At 56.9% G+C, this 19812-nt stretch carries 22 protein-coding genes; 6 read left to right on the top strand and 16 right to left on the bottom strand.

Annotated features, from left to right (window positions below):
• Entirely contained in the window at positions 1-999 is a 999-nt protein-coding gene (locus tag IEX10_RS01785; protein ID WP_188670335.1) for an ABC transporter ATP-binding protein, read from the top strand.
• Between the two features lie 299 nt (positions 1000-1298).
• On the opposite strand, the gene IEX10_RS01780 is transcribed toward IEX10_RS01785, so the two are convergent.
• On the bottom strand, positions 1299-1592 hold the full coding sequence (locus tag IEX10_RS01780; RefSeq protein ID WP_101655468.1) for a DUF2312 domain-containing protein: 294 nt from the start codon (positions 1590-1592) through the stop codon (positions 1299-1301).
• 236 nt (positions 1593-1828) lie between these two features.
• Between IEX10_RS01780 and IEX10_RS01775 the strand changes: the two genes are divergently transcribed.
• The gene (locus IEX10_RS01775) at positions 1829-2041 is read left to right on the top strand and encodes a hypothetical protein (protein ID WP_069301324.1); all 213 of its coding nucleotides are present in this window, start codon (positions 1829-1831) and stop codon (positions 2039-2041) included.
• Positions 2042-2068: 27 nt separating this feature from the next.
• On the opposite strand, the gene IEX10_RS01770 is transcribed toward IEX10_RS01775, so the two are convergent.
• The 4 genes from IEX10_RS01770 to IEX10_RS01755 form a co-directional block, all read right to left on the bottom strand.
• Positions 2069-3553 carry a M10 family metallopeptidase C-terminal domain-containing protein gene (locus tag IEX10_RS01770; RefSeq protein ID WP_188670333.1) on the bottom strand — a complete coding sequence of 495 codons (1485 nt, stop codon included), beginning with the start codon at positions 3551-3553 and terminating at the stop codon, positions 2069-2071.
• A 155-nt stretch (positions 3554-3708) separates the two neighbouring features.
• A complete protein-coding gene (locus IEX10_RS01765; RefSeq protein ID WP_188670330.1) occupies positions 3709-5079 on the bottom strand; it encodes a glutamate--cysteine ligase in 1371 nt (456 codons plus the stop codon).
• 153 nt (positions 5080-5232) lie between these two features.
• A complete protein-coding gene (locus IEX10_RS01760; RefSeq protein WP_188670328.1) occupies positions 5233-5766 on the bottom strand; it encodes a hypothetical protein in 534 nt (177 codons plus the stop codon).
• On the bottom strand, positions 5763-6494 hold the full coding sequence (locus IEX10_RS01755; RefSeq protein ID WP_188670326.1) for a 16S rRNA (uracil(1498)-N(3))-methyltransferase: 732 nt from the start codon (positions 6492-6494) through the stop codon (positions 5763-5765). Before IEX10_RS01755 ends, IEX10_RS01760 begins: the two co-directional genes overlap by 4 nt.
• Before the next feature lie 11 nt (positions 6495-6505).
• On the opposite strand from IEX10_RS01755, the gene ubiA reads away from it, so the two are divergent.
• The 3 genes from ubiA to IEX10_RS01740 all read left to right on the top strand — a co-directional run bounded on the left by ubiA (position 6506) and on the right by IEX10_RS01740 (position 9769).
• Positions 6506-7513: a 4-hydroxybenzoate octaprenyltransferase gene (gene ubiA / locus IEX10_RS01750; protein ID WP_188670324.1), complete on the top strand. Its 1008-nt coding sequence runs from the start codon at positions 6506-6508 to the stop codon at positions 7511-7513.
• Between the two features lie 65 nt (positions 7514-7578).
• On the top strand, positions 7579-9438 hold the full coding sequence (locus IEX10_RS01745) for an OmpA family protein (protein ID WP_188670322.1): 1860 nt from the start codon (positions 7579-7581) through the stop codon (positions 9436-9438).
• Entirely contained in the window at positions 9431-9769 is a 339-nt protein-coding gene (locus IEX10_RS01740) for a hypothetical protein (protein WP_188670320.1), read from the top strand. The genes IEX10_RS01745 and IEX10_RS01740 overlap by 8 nt, the downstream gene beginning before the upstream one ends.
• 69 nt (positions 9770-9838) lie before the next feature.
• Here IEX10_RS01740 and IEX10_RS01735 read toward each other — a convergent pair whose 3' ends face one another.
• From IEX10_RS01735 to hemF, 8 genes are all read right to left on the bottom strand, one after another.
• Complete coding sequence (locus IEX10_RS01735) at positions 9839-10279, bottom strand: molybdenum cofactor biosynthesis protein MoaE (protein ID WP_188670318.1); 441 nt, start codon at positions 10277-10279, stop codon at positions 9839-9841.
• A gap of 3 nt (positions 10280-10282) precedes the next feature.
• A complete protein-coding gene (gene moaD / locus IEX10_RS01730; protein WP_188670316.1) occupies positions 10283-10534 on the bottom strand; it encodes a molybdopterin converting factor subunit 1 in 252 nt (83 codons plus the stop codon).
• Complete coding sequence (gene pgsA / locus IEX10_RS01725; protein ID WP_188670314.1) at positions 10531-11214, bottom strand: CDP-diacylglycerol--glycerol-3-phosphate 3-phosphatidyltransferase; 684 nt, start codon at positions 11212-11214, stop codon at positions 10531-10533. The genes moaD and pgsA overlap by 4 nt, the downstream gene beginning before the upstream one ends.
• Positions 11215-11268: 54 nt before the next feature.
• Positions 11269-13170 carry an excinuclease ABC subunit UvrC gene (gene uvrC, locus IEX10_RS01720; protein ID WP_188670312.1) on the bottom strand — a complete coding sequence of 634 codons (1902 nt, stop codon included), beginning with the start codon at positions 13168-13170 and terminating at the stop codon, positions 11269-11271.
• 297 nt (positions 13171-13467) lie between these two features.
• Positions 13468-14265, bottom strand: a complete 798-nt coding sequence (locus tag IEX10_RS01715) for an SDR family oxidoreductase (RefSeq protein ID WP_188670310.1) — start codon at positions 14263-14265, stop codon at positions 13468-13470.
• Complete coding sequence (locus IEX10_RS01710) at positions 14262-14453, bottom strand: hypothetical protein (protein WP_188670308.1); 192 nt, start codon at positions 14451-14453, stop codon at positions 14262-14264. Before IEX10_RS01710 ends, IEX10_RS01715 begins: the two co-directional genes overlap by 4 nt.
• Positions 14450-15262, bottom strand: a complete 813-nt coding sequence (locus IEX10_RS01705; RefSeq protein ID WP_188670306.1) for a S49 family peptidase — start codon at positions 15260-15262, stop codon at positions 14450-14452. The genes IEX10_RS01710 and IEX10_RS01705 overlap by 4 nt, the downstream gene beginning before the upstream one ends.
• Before the next feature lie 131 nt (positions 15263-15393).
• Complete coding sequence (gene hemF / locus IEX10_RS01700; RefSeq protein ID WP_373287418.1) at positions 15394-16266, bottom strand: oxygen-dependent coproporphyrinogen oxidase; 873 nt, start codon at positions 16264-16266, stop codon at positions 15394-15396.
• Positions 16267-16433: 167 nt separating this feature from the next.
• On the opposite strand from hemF, the gene IEX10_RS01695 reads away from it, so the two are divergent.
• On the top strand, positions 16434-17372 hold the full coding sequence (locus tag IEX10_RS01695; RefSeq protein ID WP_188670302.1) for a DMT family transporter: 939 nt from the start codon (positions 16434-16436) through the stop codon (positions 17370-17372).
• 57 nt (positions 17373-17429) lie between these two features.
• Here IEX10_RS01695 and IEX10_RS01690 read toward each other — a convergent pair whose 3' ends face one another.
• The 3 genes from IEX10_RS01690 to IEX10_RS01680 form a co-directional block, all read right to left on the bottom strand.
• On the bottom strand, positions 17430-17624 hold the full coding sequence (locus IEX10_RS01690; RefSeq protein WP_188670300.1) for a hypothetical protein: 195 nt from the start codon (positions 17622-17624) through the stop codon (positions 17430-17432).
• 168 nt (positions 17625-17792) lie between these two features.
• Entirely contained in the window at positions 17793-18758 is a 966-nt protein-coding gene (locus tag IEX10_RS01685) for an ABC transporter permease (protein WP_188670298.1), read from the bottom strand.
• Positions 18751-19788: an ABC transporter permease gene (locus IEX10_RS01680; protein WP_188670296.1), complete on the bottom strand. Its 1038-nt coding sequence runs from the start codon at positions 19786-19788 to the stop codon at positions 18751-18753. Before IEX10_RS01680 ends, IEX10_RS01685 begins: the two co-directional genes overlap by 8 nt.
• Positions 19789-19812: the final 24 nt, after the last annotated feature.

Raw genomic sequence — 19812 nt, 5'->3', positions numbered from 1 at the left:
ATGAGCAACGAAACACTTGTGTCTGTAGAAAACCTTGGCGTGCGCTTTGCGGTAAAGCGGGGCGGCGGCTGGGGAAAGGCCTCTTATCTTTATGCTGTGGATGATGTCAGCTTTGAGATTAAACGGGGCGAAACCCTTGCGATCGTGGGCGAAAGCGGCTCGGGCAAGACCACCACGGCGCTGGCGGTGGCCCGATTGGTAGAGGCCTATCAGGGCAAGGTTAATCTGGACGGAACGGATTTCCTGTCGTTGGACGACGAAGCATCGCGACTGGCGCGGGCCAAAATGCAATTCATTTTTCAGGACCCCTATTCCAGCCTCAATCCCCGATTGCGGGCGGAACAGATCGTGCGGGAACCGCTCGACAGTCTGAGCACGATGGATGAGGCTGAAAAGAAAGAGATCGTCGATCGTCTGTTCGCCGAAGTGGGTCTGCGCCCCGAACAACAGCGCCTGTTTCCACACCAGTTTTCCGGCGGTCAACGCCAGCGCATCGGCATCGCCCGTGCGCTAGCCACCCAGCCGGATCTGATCATCTGCGACGAAGCAGTTTCCGCACTGGACGTGGCGGTGCAGGCGCAAATCCTCAACCTCCTGCGCAAGTTGCAGGCGGATCTGAACCTGACCTATCTGTTCATCTCCCATGATCTGGGTGTGGTGCAGCATATGTGTGACAGCATCGCGGTGATGTATATGGGCCGCGTGGTGGAACATGGCACCCGGATGGACTTGTTCAACAACCCGCTGCATCCCTACACATCCGCCCTGCTGTCTGCGGTGCCAAGTGTGGATAAAGCGCGCCGCGAAGCGACCAAACGCATTCTTATTCCGGGTGACCCGCCTGATCCGGTGAACCTGCCCGCAGGGTGCCGGTTTGCGAACCGGTGTCCGGTGGCTCAGGATATCTGTCGCAGTCAGGATCCGGCTTTGCGCGATGTGAAGGGCGGCCACAAAGTGGCCTGCCATCTGGTCGGAGAGGACGCAGTGTCCCCCCTTTAATCCGGTGCGGCCAATCTGTTGCGGGTTGGCCGTTCTGATGGGCGCATTTGAAAGGGCTGCTTTACGGGGATGCTGGCGCTTGCCTGAGCTTAAATCTTAACAAACCCATAATCATGAAGCTTCATTTATGAAGCGTCTTATATGAAGCTTCTTGTAAGACGCGTCTTGTATGACGCTTCATATTTGCTGGGTGATACGGGTGAAGCCACTCGTTCTCACACCACCCAAACCGCACTGCCCAAACGCAAAAAGGGCGGCCAAAGCCGCCCTCTTCAAATTACTTCACGAGGCAAAAAGCCTTACATCCCAAGCGCTTCCTTATAGATCTCCAGCACCGCTTCCTCTTCGGAAATCTCGGCGGGATCTTTCTTGCGCAGTGCCACGATCTTGCGCAAGACTTTAGTGTCATAGCCACGGGATTTCGCCTCGGCCATCACCTCTTTTTGCTGTTCTGCAAGGTCTTTCTTCTCGGCTTCCAAACGCTCGAACCGCTCCACAAAGGCGCGCAATTCGCCAGCGGCTACACGGTAAGACCCCTCGCCTGGTGCAGAGTTCTGGCCAAACCCCTGTGCGTCATCCAAAACATCTTCCATAGGGTGCTCCTGTCGCTAAATAGATTCTCAGGATCTTTGCCTAACGCTCTGCCCCGCGCCCGACAAGCCCCGTTGCGCCAATCCCTGTACCCGCGGCCAAATTTGGACCATTGCGCAACACTGCGAATGTCGTTTCTATCCTTTGAAACGAGAAACCAATGCTGAAGAGCTGAATTCCGCTTTGGACAAACCCCGATCAGTGTGATACCGCCGCCAAAACCATTAAGGAGTCTGGTATGGGCTGGCTTGTTTACCCTGGCATTTTTGTGACGCTTCTTGGCCTGTGCGGTCTGCTCTATTGTATCTGGAAAGCCAATGGCCTTCGCAATTCCAGCCTTGAAGGGGAAGATATGACGGCGCAGCTCCACCGTTTGATCCCGATCAATCTGGCCTCTGTCAGCATTGCCGGTATGGGGTTGGCGCTGGTGGTTGTGGGCAAACTTCTCTGACATCGCTCTGATACTGCGCACACCGGTTCAGGTGAGGAAGTCCCAGACATCCAATTCTTCAACAGCCAAATCTTTGACGTAGATAGATGACCCAAAGCCGTTCACCTTAATCAAGGTGGACTCTCCGCCTGCCTTGCTGACAAACTTCAGGTCAGCGAATTCGAACCCCACACCGGAGAGGCTGATCCGGTCGATACCGTTTTCAAAATCCTTGATCCGGTCCCGTCCAGCCTCTTCGCTGAATTGGAAGACGTCATAGCCTGCGCCGCCGGTCATCGTGTCTTTGCCTGCACCGCCATAGAAATAGTCATTCCCGTCACCGCCAAACATACGGTCATTTCCGTTGCCACCATAATAGTCGCGCGCATAACCGCCGCCGGAACCGTCTTCCGCACCGCTGTAGAGCCAGTCCTTACCATTCCCGCCATATAGTACATCGCCACCGTCGCCACCTCCGAAAAGCCGGTCTTTCCCGGCTTCCCCATAAAGCGTGTCCCGATCATCGCCGCCGTACAATTTGTCACTGCCCTGTCCGCCAAACAAACTGTCGTTATAGTCTTCCCCGTAAAGCGTATCGCCGCCTTGACCGCCTTCCAATACGTCTGCCCCTGCCCCGCCATAAAGCTGGTCGTCACCACGGCCACCGTTCAGAACATCATTGTGATAATCACCGAACAAAGCATCCTTGCCGCCATTCCCTGCGAGTTTGTCTGCGCCATTTCCCCCAGATAGCGTGTCATTTCCTTGATTGCCAAACAAACTGTCTTCAACATTGCGCCCGATCAACCGGTCGCCCCGCGCCCCTCCAATAAGAACATTTGAACCGGCGACCCCGAACAACACATCAGCTTTACTACTGCCTGCAATGGTCATGGTATTGCTGAAAGCGTCATGATCAAAGGACCACGCGGAGGAATCCACCGCAGTGCCGTAAAGATAATCCAGCGCCTGCAAATCCAGCAGCCCCAATTGCGTGGTATAGGGCGAGGTGTTATTGTAGGTCATCACCGTTTGATGCTGGTTGTCCAGAGATGGGTCCAGGATAAGGCTTCCGTCATGGGTGTGCTTCAGCCCCATCGCGTGGCCCAGTTCATGCAACATGATCTGAAAACCGTAGGTTCCTTTGCCATAATCCCCTTCGCTGTCGATAACGAAGATTCCGTTGCTGGTGTACCCTGCAGAAGCGCTGGGATAGCTGGCCCATCCACCATAGGACGACCCGTCCGCATTGGACACGTCGATCATGCCGCCGCTGTCTACTTCGACAAACACCACGCCGGCGGCGCGCTCGTAGATATCTGCGGCATCGCGAAAGTTCTGGCGTTGCTGATCGGTAAAGGCAAAGGTACGGGCAACAGAATAGGCGCTTTCGCTGGCAGCGGGGATTTCCGCGCCTTCTGCAAAGCTATAGGTCACGATGATAGGGGTCCCAAGCTCCGCAGTTGCATTCCATCGGGCGCTCGCGGAGTCATTTATCTGCAACAGTGCAGTATAATCCGAAACTACGGCCATGTGCGTGTCCTGCATTAAATTCCGTTCGATGCGCCCCCGTTTTCACACAAGCATACCAGAGCACAACTGCGCAAGCGATGTACATCCCCTGCACTGCTGTACTGTTTCAGCGCAAACCCAATATCATGCGCCAATGGTAAAGAAACCCTTATGCTTCAATAACTATATTCGCTGTATATTTGCGAAATATCGCCATTCCACTCTCCGCGGAACTTTTCGACCAACTCGCAAGCTGGGGAATGGCCAGTGGCCACCACTTCTTCCAGCGCGTTCAGGAAATGGGTCTCGTCCGGCACCATCCCGCCAGCGCCTGATCGCGCACGGGCGGCCAGACCGGCCTTAGAAATCGCAACGGTTTCACGGGCAAGATCTGCCATCTTGATGCCGTTTACTTCAGCTGCAATGCCTTCAACACTGGCAGCAACGCGCAGCGCCTCGCGGGTTTCTGCGTCCCAGTTCTTGCACAAATCCCACGCCGCATCGAGCGCGCTTTGATCATACATCAACCCGACCCAATACGCAGGCAGTGCACAGATCCGCCGCCACGGGCCACCATCCGCGCCACGCATTTCCATGAACTTCTTGATGCGAACTTCGGGGAAACAGGTGGTCAGATGGTCTGCCCAGTCGCTCAGCGTCGGTTTTTCACCGGGGAGCGCGGCCAGTTCGCCTTTCAGAAAATCACGGAAAGACATGCCCAGCGCGTCCAGATACTTGCCATCGCGGTAGACGAAATACATCGGCACATCGAGCGCATATTGCACATATCGCTCAAATCCCATGCCGTCCTCAAAGACGAAAGGCAACATGCCGGTACGGGCGTTATCAAGTCCTCGCCAAACGCGGGAGCGCCATGATTTATGGCCGTTTTCCTTACCCTCAAAGAACGGAGAGTTGGCAAACAGCGCCGTTGCCACAGGTTGCAGCGCCAAACCGACGCGGAATTTCTGGACCATATCGGCCTCGGATGCGAAATCGAGGTTCACCTGCACAGTACAGGTCCGACGCATCATCTGCGTGCCGTGGGTGCCAACGGTGCCCATATAGGCGTCCATCAGCTTGTAACGGCCTTTGGGCATCAGGGGCATCTGTTCGTGTGTCCAGACAGGGGCCGCACCCAGCCCGATAAAGCCTGCGCCCATCTTATCTGCGATATGCTGCACTTCTTTAAGGTGTTCGTTCACCTCGTCGCAGGTTTCGTGGATTGTCTCCAGCGGCGCACCGGACAGTTCCAACTGCCCCCCCGGTTCAAGCGAGATATTGGCCCCGTCTTTTTCCAGCCCGATTATCTTGCCCGCCTCTTCTACAGGCGCCCACCCAAAAGCATCGCGCAGCCCTTCAAGCATGGTCTTGATACCACACGCCCCTTCATAAGGCAGAGGCAGCAGGTTGGCCGTATCATAGCCGAATTTCTCGTGTTCAGTACCAATGCGCCAATCTTCTTTGGGTTTGCACCCGTCAGACAGATATTGCGCCAGTTGGTCGTGATGTTCGATGGTGCCGCCACCGGACTGGGGGATTGACATGGATGATCTCCGAAACAAAGGTTGGGTTAGACCTGAAACGGATGGCGGGGGGTGTCAAGGCAGGATGTTGTGAACATCTGCACTCCAAATCGGAATGTATCACAGAACAGCCCACCCAATCGCCGTTAATTCGAGACGGTCAACCTTGCAGAACTAGTGCAGTATCCGCTTTTCCCAGATTACAAAGCGCGCGTTTTCTGTGCTGCCCATTGCACGCACTGCTTCTTCAAAGTTCACGCCTTTCAGGGCGGCAAATGCGTCAAACAACAAATCGCTCCCCTGTGCGGAGGCGGGAATATACAAAGGTTCTCCGCCCAAATGGGTCAGCACCCAAAACACATCGTCCTGCGCTGGTCCCTTGTCGTTGGTCACGATTTCCAGCCTCGTCAGATTATCGAGCGACACATAAGCCCCGCCATCGGGCGCAAGATATCCGACTTCCCGCTCTTTCACCTCAACCACTCCGGCCGCTGACACCGGTTTATAAAGCTTTGCCCGCAAGATCGCCCAAAACAGAAGGACGGCAAAAAGCCCCGTGATTACAGCACCAAGCCCCGTCAGGGTCACACTGGAACGGTCAATTCCCCGTCCCAGTATATAAACACCATACACCACCAGCGCGCCAGTGATCAGAACCTCGCGCCAGCGCCACAAACCGGCGCGCACTTCGGGGCGGATGAAATTCATACCCAATCCCCCAGCGCCCGCTGCCACAGCGCCAAAGCCGCCACCGCTGCCGTATCTGCCCGCAATATCCGCGGCCCGAGACTGATGGAATGGGCAAAATCCAACCCGCGCAGAAAGTCCACTTCATCCGGAGAGAACCCGCCCTCGGGCCCGATCAAAATAGCCCAAGGGCCTCTGGGCAACGCCGCGAGGTCTGTAGCAGGCTCACCCACCCGCGTTTCATCACAAAACAGCAGGTGACGGTCCTGTGGCCAGTTCTCCAGCATTTTATCCAGCCGGGTCAAATCGGCCACCTCCGGCACATAGGTCCCGCCACATTGTTCGGCAGCCTCTACCGCGTGGGCTTGCAAACGGTCCTGCCGCATCCGTTCGGACTGGGTATAATCAGTCACGACAGGGCAGATCCGCGCCGCGCCCATTTCAGCGGCTTTTTCCACGATGAAATCCGTGCGCGCCTTTTTGATCGGCGCAAACAAAAGCCACAGATCGGGGGGCATCTGCAACGGTTTGCTCTGGCTGCGGCACTCCAACACGGCGTTGCGCTTATTGGCCACGATCACTTCGGCCTGCCATTCGCCATCGCGCCCGTTGAACAGGGCCACCATCGCACCGGTTTTCAGCCGCATCACCCCGAACAGATAATGCGCCTGATCCTTCGTCACTGCTACGGGTTGCCCCGCGCCCAACTCCGCGTCTACATAGAGCCTGATTTTTGCTGTCTTATCCATGAGCCCAGTTTATGACCGATCCGAACCAGACGCCAGAGCCACCACGCAGCGATTTGCCAAATGATGGCGGCCGCGTGGCGGATGCTACGGACCTCAACTGGGTGGACAGATTTTGCCCCCGTTGGTCCCGCCCCTACCTGCGCCTGTCCCGCGCAGACCGACCTGCGGGCACGTGGTTGCTGCTGTTGCCTTGCTGGTGGGGGCTGCTGCTGGCAATCCTTCTGGATCCGGCCGGTTTGCGCCCGTTCGACGGCTGGCTGGCGATAAGCTGTGCTTTAGGCGCCTTCCTGATGCGCGGCGCAGGCTGTACGTGGAACGACATCGCAGATCGCAACATCGACGGTTCGGTGGAACGCACCCGCTCCCGCCCGCTCCCGTCGGGTCAGGTCACGACCAAACAGGCGGCGGTCTGGATGGTGGTGCAGGCCCTGCTCGCCTTTAGCATCTTGTTAACCTACAACGGGTTCGCGATCTTCCTTGGCATTCTCGCGCTTGCACCTGTTGCAATCTACCCCTTTGCCAAACGCTTTACTTGGTGGCCGCAAATTTTCCTTGGCGTGGCCTTCAACTGGGGCGCATTGTTAATGTGGGGCGCCCATAGCGGTTCTCTCTCGATCACGCCTGTGCTGCTCTACCTCGCGGGAATCTGCTGGACACTGTTCTATGACACGATTTACGCCCATCAGGACAAAGAGGACGACGCGCTGATCGGGGTAAAATCCACTGCGCGGCTTTTCGCCGATAACACGCCGCGCTGGCTGTTCATCTTTCAGGTCGTTGCCATGACCCTGCTGCTGCTGGCCGTGATCACCCCTGCCGCGATGGCGCAACTGTTGCCCAATCCGCTTGTTTTTCTCATGGTTTTCCTTGGCATCTGGGGGTTTGGCGCCCATCTGACCATGCAACTCCGCCGGCTGGACATTGACGACACACAAGTCTGCCTGCGCCTGTTCCGCTCCAACCGAGAGGCCGGATTGATCCCTGTCGTCTTCTGGGCGCTCGCGGTGCTGCTGACCTAGCTTGAACCCGCGCCCGTGTTCATTTACATCAATCCCGTAACGCCAAACCGGCACCGGGGTTTTGAATGCATCGTACCGCACTACTGTTTTCTGCAATCGGATTTATTCTGGTTGCGGCAGGGTCTCTCTTTCTGGGCAACCGTGCGGCGGATTATATCGAAAGCGCGACCCAAGAACAGGTCGACACGGCCCTTCGGGCATCAGGCCAAAACTGGGCCACAATCCGCCCCGACGGGCTGGTCGTACACCTGACAGGTCTTGCCCCGGATGAAGCCGCCCGCCTTCAAGCCATTGAAATTATGGGACAGGTGATCGACGCCAGCCGGATTTCCGACCGCACAACTGTCCTGCAATCCTCTGAAATCGTAGAGCCGCGTTTCTCGCTTGAGATGCTGCGCAACGTGGACCGGATCTCCCTGATCGGACTGATACCCGAGCGGGTCGGACGCAGTTTCATTCTGGACCGCGCGACCAAGATTGCCGATGGCGGCACTGTCACCGACATGCTGGAAAGCACCGAACACCGCGTGCCATCAGGCTGGGCGCGCAATCTGGATTTCGGCCTCTCCAGTCTTAAACAGTTGCCCCGCTCCAAAATATCCGTCACACCGGACAGTGTGCGCATCACTGCGGTCACTGAATCCCACGAAGAACAGCGCCGTGTCGAAAAGTCTGTGCGTGAGGCAAAACCCGAAGGCCTGGTCCTGTTGATGGACATCACCGCCCCCCGCCCCGTCATCTCTCCGTTCCGCTTTCGCGTGCGCATGGATGAGGACGGACTGGAATTGCAAAGCTGCTCGGCCGACACCACCGCCTCCAAGGATCGCATCCTGCGCGCAGTGCGTGCCGCTGGCGCAATCGACACGCTGACCTGCGACGTCGGACTCGGCGTCCCCACCACCGAGTGGGACCAAGCCATCATCCAAAGTGTGCGCGCGCTCAAAGAACTTGGCGGCGGCACCTTGTCCGTTGCCGACAGCGATATTTCTCTGGTTGCAAGTGACAACATCGGCCAAAGCCACTTTGACACCGTGGTCGGCAGCCTTGAAAACGCCCTGCCCGAACTCTTCTCGCTCCACGCGATCCTGCCACCGAAAATTCTTGAAGACGGCGCTGAAAAGGACGCCGAGCTGCCGGAATTCATCGCAACACTCAGCCCCGAAGGCCAACTGCAACTGCGTGGCCGCATCCAGAGCGCACTTGCCAAACAAAGCGTCGGCGCTTTTGCCCGTGCGCTGTTCGGATCAGAGAATGTCGACAACAGAACCCGCATCGACCCCGAACTGCCTGACGGCTGGCCCGGCCGCGTTCTCGCCGGTCTCGAAGGACTGTCCGACATGCACCACGGCTCCGTAGTGGTACAGCCGGAAAAACTGACAATCCGCGGCATCAGTGCCAATCCCGACATCACATCGGACCTTAGCGGCCTGCTCGCCCAGCGGATCGAAGGCGACAAATACACGATCTCGGTCAAGCACGATCCAAAACTGATCCCCAAGGCCTCAACCCTTGATCACCGCCAGTGCGAGGCACAAATCCGCGCTGTGCTGATTGACCAACAAATCGTCTTTGCCCCTTCCTCCACCACGATCGAGGCCGAGAGTCAGGGCGTTCTGGATGCCATCGCCGATATCATCAAGGAATGCCCAGACGCACCTTTTGAAATTGAAGGTCACACCGACAGTCAAGGCGGCGCCGAAATGAACCGCAACCTTAGCCAGCAACGGGCCGAAGCGGTTTTGAACGGCTTGCTCGCCCGTCGCGTGCTCATCGGAGGGCTGACTGCAAAAGGCTATGGCGAGGACCAGCCGATTGCGGATAATGGTTCCGAAGAAGGGCGCGCCGCCAATCGCCGTATCTGGTTCCGCCTGATCACAGAAGACACACCGGATGCACCGGCCACCGAGGAAGAGACCGATGAATAGAACAGAACTGATCGTTACAATTGCGATTGTCTTGCTGTTAACCTTTGTCGCCGGTTGGGCGTTCCGCTGGGCCTATAGCCGCTTGAACAGCGTGAATTCTGTGAATGTCACGGAAATTGACGATCTGGCGAACCGCTTGCACGAAGCCGAAGAAGCCCGCGATCAGGCAATGACCTACATCCAGCAACGCGAATGGGAATTGACCAACCAGTTGACCCAATCCGAAGCCGAACTCTCTGCCGCTATGGAAGGTCTCGGGGCTGCACGGCGCGAAGCCGGCGAACTACAGGCCCATCTGGACGCAATCCAATCCCAGCAAACGACCAGCTAAACCGCTTCAATGTTGCCAAAATACTCAAATCTGCGGCGACCAAAGGCACAGACTGATCAGCTTTGTGCGCTACCAGCGTTTTAACGCGGCCTCGTCGTCTTCTTTGGCATCAACCCATTTAGCCCCGTCCACCCCGTGTTCCTTCTTCCAGAAAGGGGCGCGGGATTTAAGGAAATCCATCAAATAATCCGCCGCCTCAAAGGCCGCCTTGCGATGGGGGGCGGCAGCTGCCACCATCATGATCTGCTCGCCCGGCTTCAACGCGCCATAGCGATGGATAATCAGACTGTCGTTCAACGCCCAGCGACGCTGCGCTTCTGTCTCTATCTCGGCCAGCGCGGCCTCTGTCATACCGGGGTAATGTTCCAGCTCAAGCGCCGTCAGTTCGCCGGTGTCATCGCGTACAAGCCCCGTAAAACTGACCAGCGCACCGATGTCCGTCCGGCCTGCCCGCAGCTTGTCCAGTTCATCGCCAAGATCGAAATTCTCCAACTGAACCCGCACAGCCATGGCTTAACCACCCGTCATAGGTGGGAAAAAGGCAACTTCGCGCACGCCTGTCAAAGGCGCGTCAAACGCCGACAGGCTTTGGTCCAAGGCAACCCTTACAGATGACACATCACTGAACGCCAGATCGTAACGATCCTCCCGCCCGCGCAGTTCTGTCACCAGCTCCGCCACCGTCGCGGCTTCGGTTTCAACCGTCTCGCGAGGCACTCCGATACGTTCCCGCACCCATGCGAAATAGACCACATCCAGCTTCATTTACCCGGCTCCACCAAATGAGGACGCGCTTTAGAAAAGTAATCCCAGCCAGTCACAGCCGTCAGCACAGCGGCAATCCACAGCAACACCACACCAACGGTCCATGTAGAATTCATCACCGTCCAGTAGGTCAGCACGCCGTTTACATCTTCAATCGAGCCGTCCATCACACCGTTGTAAATCTCGGCGTCCATCCCCTGCACGAGGTTGAGGTAATAATGCTCGAACACCCCTTTCGCAAACAGAACCGCAATGGCGATCATCTGCACCGTGGTCTTGTATTTGGCGAGGTTAGTCACAGGCAAAGACCCCATCGACGCCCCGACGAACTCCCGCAATCCTGATACAAACACCTCGCGGAACAGGATGATCGTTGCGGGCAGCAAAATCCACGGGTCCATCACCAGCTTATCCGCGGTGGACAGGGCCACGATCACAACCAGCGCAATCACAACCATCGCTTTATCGGCAATCGGGTCCAACATAGCGCCGAATTTGCTTTCTTGTTTCCAAAGCCGCGCAAGATAGCCGTCAAAGAAATCGGTGATCGCGGCTGAAACAAACAGCACCAGCGCGAACCAATCCGCCAGAGGCCGCTGGAAATACAAAAACATGATCGCCACACCGGGTGCCGCAAAAAGGCGCATGACAGTCAACGTATTGGGTATGTTCCACTGCATCACAAGGCCTTCCAAATCACTTTAACGGTTCTGCGAGAAGATGTAGCCAATGCCTTAGCCTTTGTCATGGAAGAAGTCATAAATCACCTGCGCCAATGCACTGGAAATGCCTTCAACCGCTTTTAAATCCGCCAGATCGGCACGAGACACTGCTTTGGCACTGCCAAAATGGGTCAGCAATGCACGTTTGCGCGAGGCACCGACCCCTGGCACTTCGTCCAGCGGATTGGCAAACGTAGCCTTGGTGCGCTTCGCCCTGTGGGTGCCAATGGCAAAGCGGTGCACCTCGTCCCGAAGGCGTTGCACAAAGTAAAGCACCGGATCGTTGAACCGCAGCGCCGAAGGCCGTTGGCCGGGGCGATAGAATTCTTCCTTCCCCGCATCACGGTCCGTCCCTTTCGCAACACCAATGAACGGCACATCATCGATCCCCAGCTCTTCCATAATCTGCGCAACCGCAGACACCTGCCCCGCACCACCGTCGATCAATACCAGATCCGGCCAGTTTTCCGACTTGCGATCCGGATCTTCCTTTAACAGGCGCTTGAAGCGGCGGGTCAGAACCTCTTTCATCATGCCAAAGTCATCGCCGGGCGTCAGGCTGGTGTCTTTGATGTTAAACTTCCGATAAGCGGATTTGATAAAACCCTCCGGCCCCGCCACCACCATGCCACCAACGGCATTGCTGCCTTGGATGTGGGAGTTGTCGTAAACCTCAACGCGGCGCAGCGGACCTTCCAGATCAAAGGCCTCTGCCAGCCCGTCGAGCAGTTTGGTCTGCGTTGCAGTCTCCGCCATCTTCCGCGCCAGCGACTCCCGTGCATTGCGCAAGGCCCCTGCCACCAATTCGGATTTCTCCCCCCGTTGCGGGACCGAAACCTCCACCCGCCGCTCCAGCTTGTCGCTAAGCAGTTGCTCCATCAAATCGCGGTTCTCGATCCCTTCGGACAACAGCACCAGACGCGGTGGCGTTTTGTTACTATAAAATTGCCCCAGAAACGCCTCCAGAACCTCGGCCCCGCCTGCCCCCGAACCGGTGCGCGGGAAATAGGCGCGGTTGCCCCAGTTCTGATTGGCGCGGATAAAGAACACCTGCACACAGGCCTGCCCGCCTTCCATGTGAAGGGCGACAATATCCGCTTCGGCCACCCCTTGGGGGTTGATGCCTTGGGTTTGCTGCACCTGCGTCAGCGCACGGATGCGGTCCCGCAGCGCAGCGGCCCGCTCGAATTCCATCTCAGCACTGGCCTTAGCCATATCCTTGGCCAGCGTTTCCTGCACGGAAGTAGAACTGCCTTGCAAAAACCGGCTCGCATCGCGCACTAGTGCCGCATAGTCTTCGGTGCTGATATGCCCGACACAGGGCGCAGAACACCGCGCGATCTGGTATTGCAGGCAGGGCCGCGTGCGGCTTGCAAACATCGAGTCAGAGCAATTGCGCAACAGAAAGATCTTTTGCAGCTGATTCAACGTGCGGTTAACAGAACCCGCACTGGCGAAAGGTCCGTAATAATCGCCCTTTTCGGTTTTCGCGCCGCGATGTTTGGTGATCTGCGGGTAATCATGATCTTTGGTCACCAGAATATTCGGAAAGCTCTTGTCGTCGCGCAGCAGCACATTGTAGCGCGGCTTCAATTGTTTGATCAGATTCTGCTCTAACAGAAGTGCCTCGGTTTCTGTGCGCGTGGTCAGGAACATCATCGCCGCAGTCGATGCAATCATCCGCCCAATCCGTGCCGAATGCCCGCGGCCTTGCGCATAATTCGACACTCTCTTCTTCAGGTTGCGTGCTTTACCCACGTAAAGCACATCGCCCTTCTGATCGAGCATCCGGTACACCCCCGGACTGTTATCCAAAGACTTGAGGTAGCCCTGAATGACCTTGGCCCCTGTGGGGGTATTTTCTCCGGCCTGCCCCTCTTCTTCGGGCAGCTTGTCGATTGGCGCGTCTGTCATATCACTCTTATGCCTGATTCCCGAAGTAGCTGCACCGAACCGCAAGGCTGGACAAGCATTTCTTTGTCCACCATACCTGTGGATAAGTCTGCGGATAACTCCTGATCACATGGCTTTTCCCCTTTGTTTCGGCGGGTTTCAGCGGTTTGCCTCTTTTTTAGGCACCGCCGACACCCCTTGATTCTAAACGAAAAAAACTTTGTCGCGGGTCAAATTCCTGAAATCGTTAACAAATTTGTTACTCGAATTTAATGTTTTGCAATCCCGTGGACAAAACCAATGGTGTCAACCGTCTTTTCAGCTCATTTCCCTTGCGGAACCTTGGATGTCGGGTGTCTGCCATCCCAGATGCTGCCCCCCGTCCACGCAAAGCAACTGGCCCGTGGTGGCCGGACTATCCAGCAGATAATTCATCGCCGCGACGATCTCTTCAGGATTGGAACCGCGTTGCAAAACCGTGTTCTGACGCTGGTTCGCAAAGTGGGAGTCGCTCTGTCGTTCGCCGATCATCGTAGGTCCCGGCCCGATGGCGTTGACCCGCACAGCCGGTGCTAACCCACGGGCAGCGGTCTGTGTGAAAGCCCACAGCCCCATCTTCGCTAGCGTATAGGTCATGAACTCCGGTGTCAGCTTGCGTACCCTTTGATCGAGCATGTTGATCACCGCACTTGTGGCGATCATCTCACCGTTCTCAACATTGCGGGCCTCTGGCGCCTGTTCGGCAAAGGCCTGCGTCAGGAAAAACGGCGCCCGCAGGTTGGAATTCATGTGCCGATCCCACCCCTCAACAGTGGCTGTCTCCAACCTATCGTACTCAAAAACAGACGCATTGTTGATCAGCACATCCAAAGGTTGCCCCAAGGCCCCAACCGCACGGGGGATCAACCCTTGGGTGTCATCCCAATTCAACAAATCCGCCTGCAAGGCCACCGCCTTCACCCCAAACGCCTGTGCCTCGGCCACGGTTTCTTCCGCCTCCTGCGCAGAGCCGGCATAATGGACCGCCACATCAACGCCCCGTTCGGCCAAGGCAAGAACCATCGCCCGCCCCAAGCGGCGTGCGCCCCCTGTGACCAGCGCTGCCCGATAGATCATGATTTACCTCCCGCGCCACCGCAGGGGCATTTTTCACCCGCCAGACTGTAGCGTCCGCAAGCTTTGCACTTCACGCCGGACTGCACACCCTTGCGCTTCAGTGATTTCGGCAGCTTGGGCATCCGCAAGCGCCCGAACATGGCCAGCACCAGAATGAAGACCAGAAAGAGTGTGACAACCTTAATCATACGTTTACCCCGTAGCGGGACCAAAGCATCTGATCCTCGACACCGCCCAACACATCCTGCGCCGCCGCTGCCAATCCAAACCGCTGCAAAAGAGATTTGCGCTGGCCCTGAACATTGAACTTCACGTTATCACCAAACTGCTTCTTCAGGAAAGGCACCGGATGGGCCACGCCGTCTACCAGTCCGACCTCAACAGCCTTTTGCCCCACCCAGATTTCACCGGTGAACAGATCGTCGCCCGACAGTTTTCCACCGCGCCGCGATTTAACGTGATCAATGAAATTTCCGTGGATCACCCGCTGCAGGTCTTTCAGCCGCTCCACATCCTCAGCCCGTTCGGGGCGGAACGGATCCAGCATGGACTTATCCTCACCCGCAGTATGCACCCGCCGTTCGACCCCGTGTTTCTCGAGCAATCCGGTAAACCCGAACGATGCGGAAATCACGCCAATCGATCCGACAACCGAAGACGCATCCACATAGATTTCATCAGCAGCACAGGCCAGCCAATAGCCACCCGACGCGGCCACGTCTTCGCAGAAGGCATAAACTTTGGTGTCGGTTTCTTCAGCCAACCGCCGAATACGCGCCCCGATCAGGGACGACTGCACCGGCGATCCGCCAGGTGAATTGATCACCAGCGCCACAGCTTTTGGATTGCCCTTGCGAAAGGCCTTCTCCAGCAGCGGCGCCACGCCAGCATCGTTCAAACCGCTTCCGCCCAATCGGGAAGCGCCACCAATCACGCCGGACAGGCGTACTACAGAAACAGCGGGGTGGCTTTTCAGCCCGGGAATGTATTTTCTCATGGCAAAGACATAGGGCGAAACCGGCAGCGGTTAAAGTCCCCGCAGCCAGAAAGGCGGCGCCCAGCTCTTTTTGGTTCAAATATCCAAATCCTGCGGACGCCACCTGTCAGCAGCGCCGCAAGTTTAAGGGATCAGATCCATTTGGCCAAAGGCGGCAGGCTCATCAAAACCGCGTCAGGATCGTGACCCGTTTCCAGACCGAATTTCGTGCCCCGATCATAAACGAGGTTATATTCCGCATATAGCCCGCGATGAACCAGTTGCGCCTCTTTGTCGGCATCAGACCACCCGTCATTGCGCCGCTTTTCTGTCACCGGCAGGAATGCTTCTAGGAACGCGCGGCCTACGTCTTGCGTAAAGGCAAAATCCGCCTCCCAGTCGCCGGTATTCAGATCGTCGTAAAAGATGCCACCCACACCCCGCGCCCGTTTGCGGTGGGGGATATAGAAATACCGGTCCGCCCATTCCTTAAAGCGCGGATAATAGCCCGCATCGTGAAGATCACAGCGCGCTTTCAAAGCGTCGTGAAAGGACGCGGTGTCCTCGGTATATTCCAGACAAGGGTTCAGGTCCGCCCCGCCCCCGAACCACCAGCCATGCGGCGTCCAGAACATCCGCGTGTTCATATGAACCGCCGGAGTTTGCGGGTTTTGCATATGCGCCACCAGCGAAATCCCCGAAGCCCAGAACGACGGATCTTCCGCCATTCCTGCCATTCCCGGACGCGAGGCCATTGCCATCTGCGCCCGCTCGCCAAGCTGGCCATGTACGCTCGAGATATTCACCCCGACCTTTTCAAACACCCGACCGCCCCGCATTACGGACATCAGCCCGCCGCCACCTTTACCACCGTCCCGCTCTGTTTCGCGCAGCTCAAACCGCCCCGCAGGCTGGCTTGCGAAGGGCCCGCTTCCCTGCGTGTCTTCCAGCTTTTCAAACGCGGCAACGATCTCGTCTCTGAGCGCGGAAAACCAGTTTGCGGCCCGTATCTTGTTCTCTTCCATTGCCATTCTTGTGCATCCTTCCAGTCCAGCCAACCCGCAGTCTCTGGCCAGAGGTCATTGCACCCCTCGCGCCAAGAGTCTAGGTCTGTCACAGCGGCTTTACGACGATGGCATCCGGCGTGCCTTGATCCAGATCAGGAAAAGCCCGAAGAACCGAAAGACCATTTATGAGCAATCGCAACAATTTTATTATCGGCCCCGGCCCATCCCCCATGCCGGTGTCTGCCGGAAAGGATAAAGACAACTGGCGCGGCTTGAAATGGATGATGCTTTCAGTGCTATCGTCATCGGCCATGACGATCGCCGCCCGCTATGCCTCGCTCGAACTGGACAGCCGCGTTGTTGTGTTGATGCGGGGGCTGATGACGGTCGCGGTGCTACTCGCCATACTGGGGGCTTCCTCGCGCATACGGCAGAAGATACGCTTCTCCCAGCCGATGGCCCACATTATTCGGGGTGTGTTGATCACAGCGTCCACCCATTTCGGATTTTTCACCATCGCCACCGTACCGCTGGCCACAACCACGGTGCTGTTCTTCACCGCACCGATCTTTGCCACCGTATTGGCTGTATTCATCCACAAGGAATCCATTGGCCCCCGTCGGATCGGCGCGATTTTCGCAGGGTTTTCGGGTGTCCTGATAATCCTCAGACCGGGCGTGGACGCACTTGAAATCGGGTTGATCACGGCGATCCTCAGCTCTTTGACTTTCGCGATGGCGCTTACCATGTCGCGCAATCTGGCCAATGCGGACGGGCCGATGTCGACCTATCTGTCCTCAACAGCCATTATGGCCGTGTTATCCGTACCAATCGCGGCACCTGTCTTTGCGCTGCCGGATGTGACCTTCACGTGGTTTGCGCTTGCGGCGCTGGTGATTACCGGCTCCGTTCGGGGCATTGCCGACATAGAGGCCTATCGCTACGCCGATGCTGCCCTGTTGACGCCGATCACTTACCTCCGGCTCGTCTTCATTGGCACTGCGGGGTATATGTTTTTCTCTGAAACCATCGACGGACCGACACTGGTGGGCGCTTCGATCATCGTTGCCTCCACGCTTTACATCGCACAACGCGAGCGGGCTTTGAAAAACAAGGGCGGCTGAAACGACAAACGCGGGCCGATTGGCCCGCGCTCTGTTGCATGATTGATTGGATTGGCGTCAGGCCGCAACGCGAATTTTGCGCGCCGGCTGGGCCGTAAGAGAAAACCGCAGCGGCGTGTGACGCAACCGCGTCATCACCGTAGGGATCGGGCTTCCAACCAGCGCATAGACACGCTCCGAAGCCGTTTCAGCAGCACTGACAACAACACTGGTCATCATCTCTCTTTCCAGACGTAGGGGAGAATTACTCATATTATACACCTCAACTCTACAGGTTTGGACACGGAATTGGCCGCATCCAACACAAATATCCCAGAGGAAGGCGGCGCCGTAAGGACCACAATTGGACGATTTCAGGAAAAATGATGATCAAATTGTGACGCACCCGATCGCTTCAATGTTCCTGAAATACTCAGTTCCCTAACGCCCGCGTATACGTGGATCGAGCGCGTCCCGTAACCCGTCACCGATGTAGTTTACCGACAGCACGGTCAAAGAAATCATCAGCCCCGGCAGCACGACACGTTCAGGAAACTCCTCCATCCGTGGCACCGCATCCGAAAGCAATTTGCCCCAAGTCGGGAAATCCGACGGAAAGCCGACCCCAAGAAACGACAGCGCACTTTCGGTAATGATCGCGGTAGCCAGCCCCAACGTGGCAGACACCATGATCGGCGAGAGCACATTTGGCAGCAGGTGACGAGTAATAATCTTGAACGGCTTCGTTCCGATAGAACGGGCTGCAAGGACAAACTCCCGCTCCTTCAGCGCCAGCACTTCGCCCCGCACAATCCGTGCGGTTTGCATCCAGCTTGTGATGCCGATAATCGCCACGATCAGGATAAACATACCGGTTTCCGGTCCAAAATTCTTGCGCAGGGGCTGGCGGAACAGGGTCACAGCCACCAGCAGCAAGGGCAGGATCGGCAAGGACAGCACCAGATCGGTGAAACGCATGAACAACCCGTCCAGCCGTTTGAAGAACCCCGCAACCACGCCGATCACCGTGCCGATCACGACCGAGATCACCATAGCCGCCCAGCCCACCGCCATAGAGGCGCGACCACCCGACAAAAGGTTCGCCAGAATATCGCGCCCCAGATTGTCAGAGCCAAGCGGATGCGCCCAGTTCACCTTCGCATCCCCGTCCCAAAGCGCGGTGTAAATGGGGCGAATATCTTTGAAGCGGATGTTCAGCTTTTGCGGATCGACCGTCCACAGGTAGGGACCAATCAGCACCGCAAGTGTAATGAACAACAGAAAGCCACCGCCGAACAATGCGCCCTTGTGGCGGCGGAACTGACGCCAAACATCGGCCCACTGGCTGCGCGGTGGTGCTGTTGGCACCGGCTCGAATGACTTCGGGGTCGCGGATTGATCAGTCATATCGGATCCTCGGGTCTAGCAGGCCGTAGAGAATATCGGCGATCAGGTTGAACACCACAATCAGCAGCGCAAAGATAAAGGTCAGGGTCTGCACCATCGGCAAATCGTTGGCGAAAAGCGCAGTCAGCAGCAACTGCCCGACCCCGTTCACCTTGAACACGTTCTCCGTGATGATCGCTCCACCAAAGATCGACGGTATGCCCAGCGCAATCACCGTCACAACAGGGATCATGGAATTACGCAGCACGTGCACCATGACAACGACGCTTTCCTTCAGCCCCTTGGCCCGCGCCGTGCGCACATAATCCTGATTGAGGTTATCGAGCATGGACGAACGCATGAACCGGCTGATCTGCGCCGTGGTTTGCAGTGCCAGCACCATCACCGGCATGATCATCTGCTGAAGCTGGATTTTGAATGACGCCCAGTCCCGCACCACATGTGTGGTGTCATAGATCGACGGAAACCAACCCAGACCCACAGCAAAAACCACAATCAGCAGCGGCCCTGTGAAAAATGGTGGGATGGAAAAACCAATCATGGTGACAAACGTCCCCGCCTGATCGAACACCGAATATTGGCGGTAAGCAGAATAGATACCAATCGGCAGCGCAATCAGGATGCCGACCACATAGGCCAGCCCCACCACCCACAAAGTCTGTGGAATACGCTGGATCACGATGTCCATCACAGGCGAACGTGTCTGCCAGCTGATCACGCGCAGTTTTCCTTCGGAAAAGGCGGTGTCGGGTAGCCAGCCGAACAGCCATGTGTCCCGTGTCAGCCAATCGACAAAGACCTGCGGTTCAACCCAGAAGAACTGGATCAGCCATTTGACATAGCGCACGTGCAACGGCTCTCCAAGGCCCAGCGCCTCGCGCATTTTTTGTTTCACTTCAGGGGGCACCGTCAGGGGCACCTGCGCCATCGGATCACCGGGCGCCAGTTCAAGAAGCAAAAATATGATTAAAGAAATAAACAGAAGGGTCGGGATAGAAAAAAGCAGACGACGGATCGTGTATGTGAGCATGAACGCCTCGGTTTATGTCTTTGT

The sequence above is a fragment of the Neptunicoccus cionae genome (assembly GCF_014643735.1).
Classification (GTDB): domain Bacteria; phylum Pseudomonadota; class Alphaproteobacteria; order Rhodobacterales; family Rhodobacteraceae; genus Amylibacter; species Amylibacter cionae.
The sequence above is the reverse complement of the archived record's forward strand: the minus strand, read 5'-3'. Positions and strand labels throughout refer to the sequence as shown.

Bases quoted from the DNA above. Each gene is read 5' to 3' on its own strand.
- IEX10_RS01680 (WP_188670296.1), bottom strand. From the start codon at position 19,788: ATGCTCACATACACGATCCGTCGTCTGCTTTTTTCTATCCCGACCCTT.
- IEX10_RS01770 (WP_188670333.1), bottom strand. From the start codon at position 3,553: ATGGCCGTAGTTTCGGATTATACTGCACTGTTGCAGATAAATGACTCC.
- pgsA (WP_188670314.1), bottom strand. From the start codon at position 11,214: ATGCAGTGGAACATACCCAATACGTTGACTGTCATGCGCCTTTTTGCG.
- IEX10_RS01705 (WP_188670306.1), bottom strand. From the start codon at position 15,262: ATGAGAAAATACATTCCCGGGCTGAAAAGCCACCCCGCTGTTTCTGTA.
- IEX10_RS01690 (WP_188670300.1), bottom strand. From the start codon at position 17,624: ATGAGTAATTCTCCCCTACGTCTGGAAAGAGAGATGATGACCAGTGTT.
- IEX10_RS01765 (WP_188670330.1), bottom strand. From the start codon at position 5,079: ATGTCAATCCCCCAGTCCGGTGGCGGCACCATCGAACATCACGACCAA.
- IEX10_RS01745 (WP_188670322.1), top strand. From the start codon at position 7,579: ATGCATCGTACCGCACTACTGTTTTCTGCAATCGGATTTATTCTGGTT.
- IEX10_RS01710 (WP_188670308.1), bottom strand. From the start codon at position 14,453: ATGATTAAGGTTGTCACACTCTTTCTGGTCTTCATTCTGGTGCTGGCC.
- hemF (WP_373287418.1), bottom strand. From the start codon at position 16,266: ATGGAAGAGAACAAGATACGGGCCGCAAACTGGTTTTCCGCGCTCAGA.
- uvrC (WP_188670312.1), bottom strand. From the start codon at position 13,170: ATGACAGACGCGCCAATCGACAAGCTGCCCGAAGAAGAGGGGCAGGCC.
- ubiA (WP_188670324.1), top strand. From the start codon at position 6,506: ATGACCGATCCGAACCAGACGCCAGAGCCACCACGCAGCGATTTGCCA.
- moaD (WP_188670316.1), bottom strand. From the start codon at position 10,534: ATGAAGCTGGATGTGGTCTATTTCGCATGGGTGCGGGAACGTATCGGA.
- IEX10_RS01780 (WP_101655468.1), bottom strand. From the start codon at position 1,592: ATGGAAGATGTTTTGGATGACGCACAGGGGTTTGGCCAGAACTCTGCA.
- IEX10_RS01695 (WP_188670302.1), top strand. From the start codon at position 16,434: ATGAGCAATCGCAACAATTTTATTATCGGCCCCGGCCCATCCCCCATG.
- IEX10_RS01755 (WP_188670326.1), bottom strand. From the start codon at position 6,494: ATGGATAAGACAGCAAAAATCAGGCTCTATGTAGACGCGGAGTTGGGC.
- IEX10_RS01685 (WP_188670298.1), bottom strand. From the start codon at position 18,758: ATGACTGATCAATCCGCGACCCCGAAGTCATTCGAGCCGGTGCCAACA.
- IEX10_RS01775 (WP_069301324.1), top strand. From the start codon at position 1,829: ATGGGCTGGCTTGTTTACCCTGGCATTTTTGTGACGCTTCTTGGCCTG.
- IEX10_RS01760 (WP_188670328.1), bottom strand. From the start codon at position 5,766: ATGAATTTCATCCGCCCCGAAGTGCGCGCCGGTTTGTGGCGCTGGCGC.
- IEX10_RS01740 (WP_188670320.1), top strand. From the start codon at position 9,431: ATGAATAGAACAGAACTGATCGTTACAATTGCGATTGTCTTGCTGTTA.
- IEX10_RS01785 (WP_188670335.1), top strand. From the start codon at position 1: ATGAGCAACGAAACACTTGTGTCTGTAGAAAACCTTGGCGTGCGCTTT.
- IEX10_RS01735 (WP_188670318.1), bottom strand. From the start codon at position 10,279: ATGGCTGTGCGGGTTCAGTTGGAGAATTTCGATCTTGGCGATGAACTG.
- IEX10_RS01715 (WP_188670310.1), bottom strand. From the start codon at position 14,265: ATGATCTATCGGGCAGCGCTGGTCACAGGGGGCGCACGCCGCTTGGGG.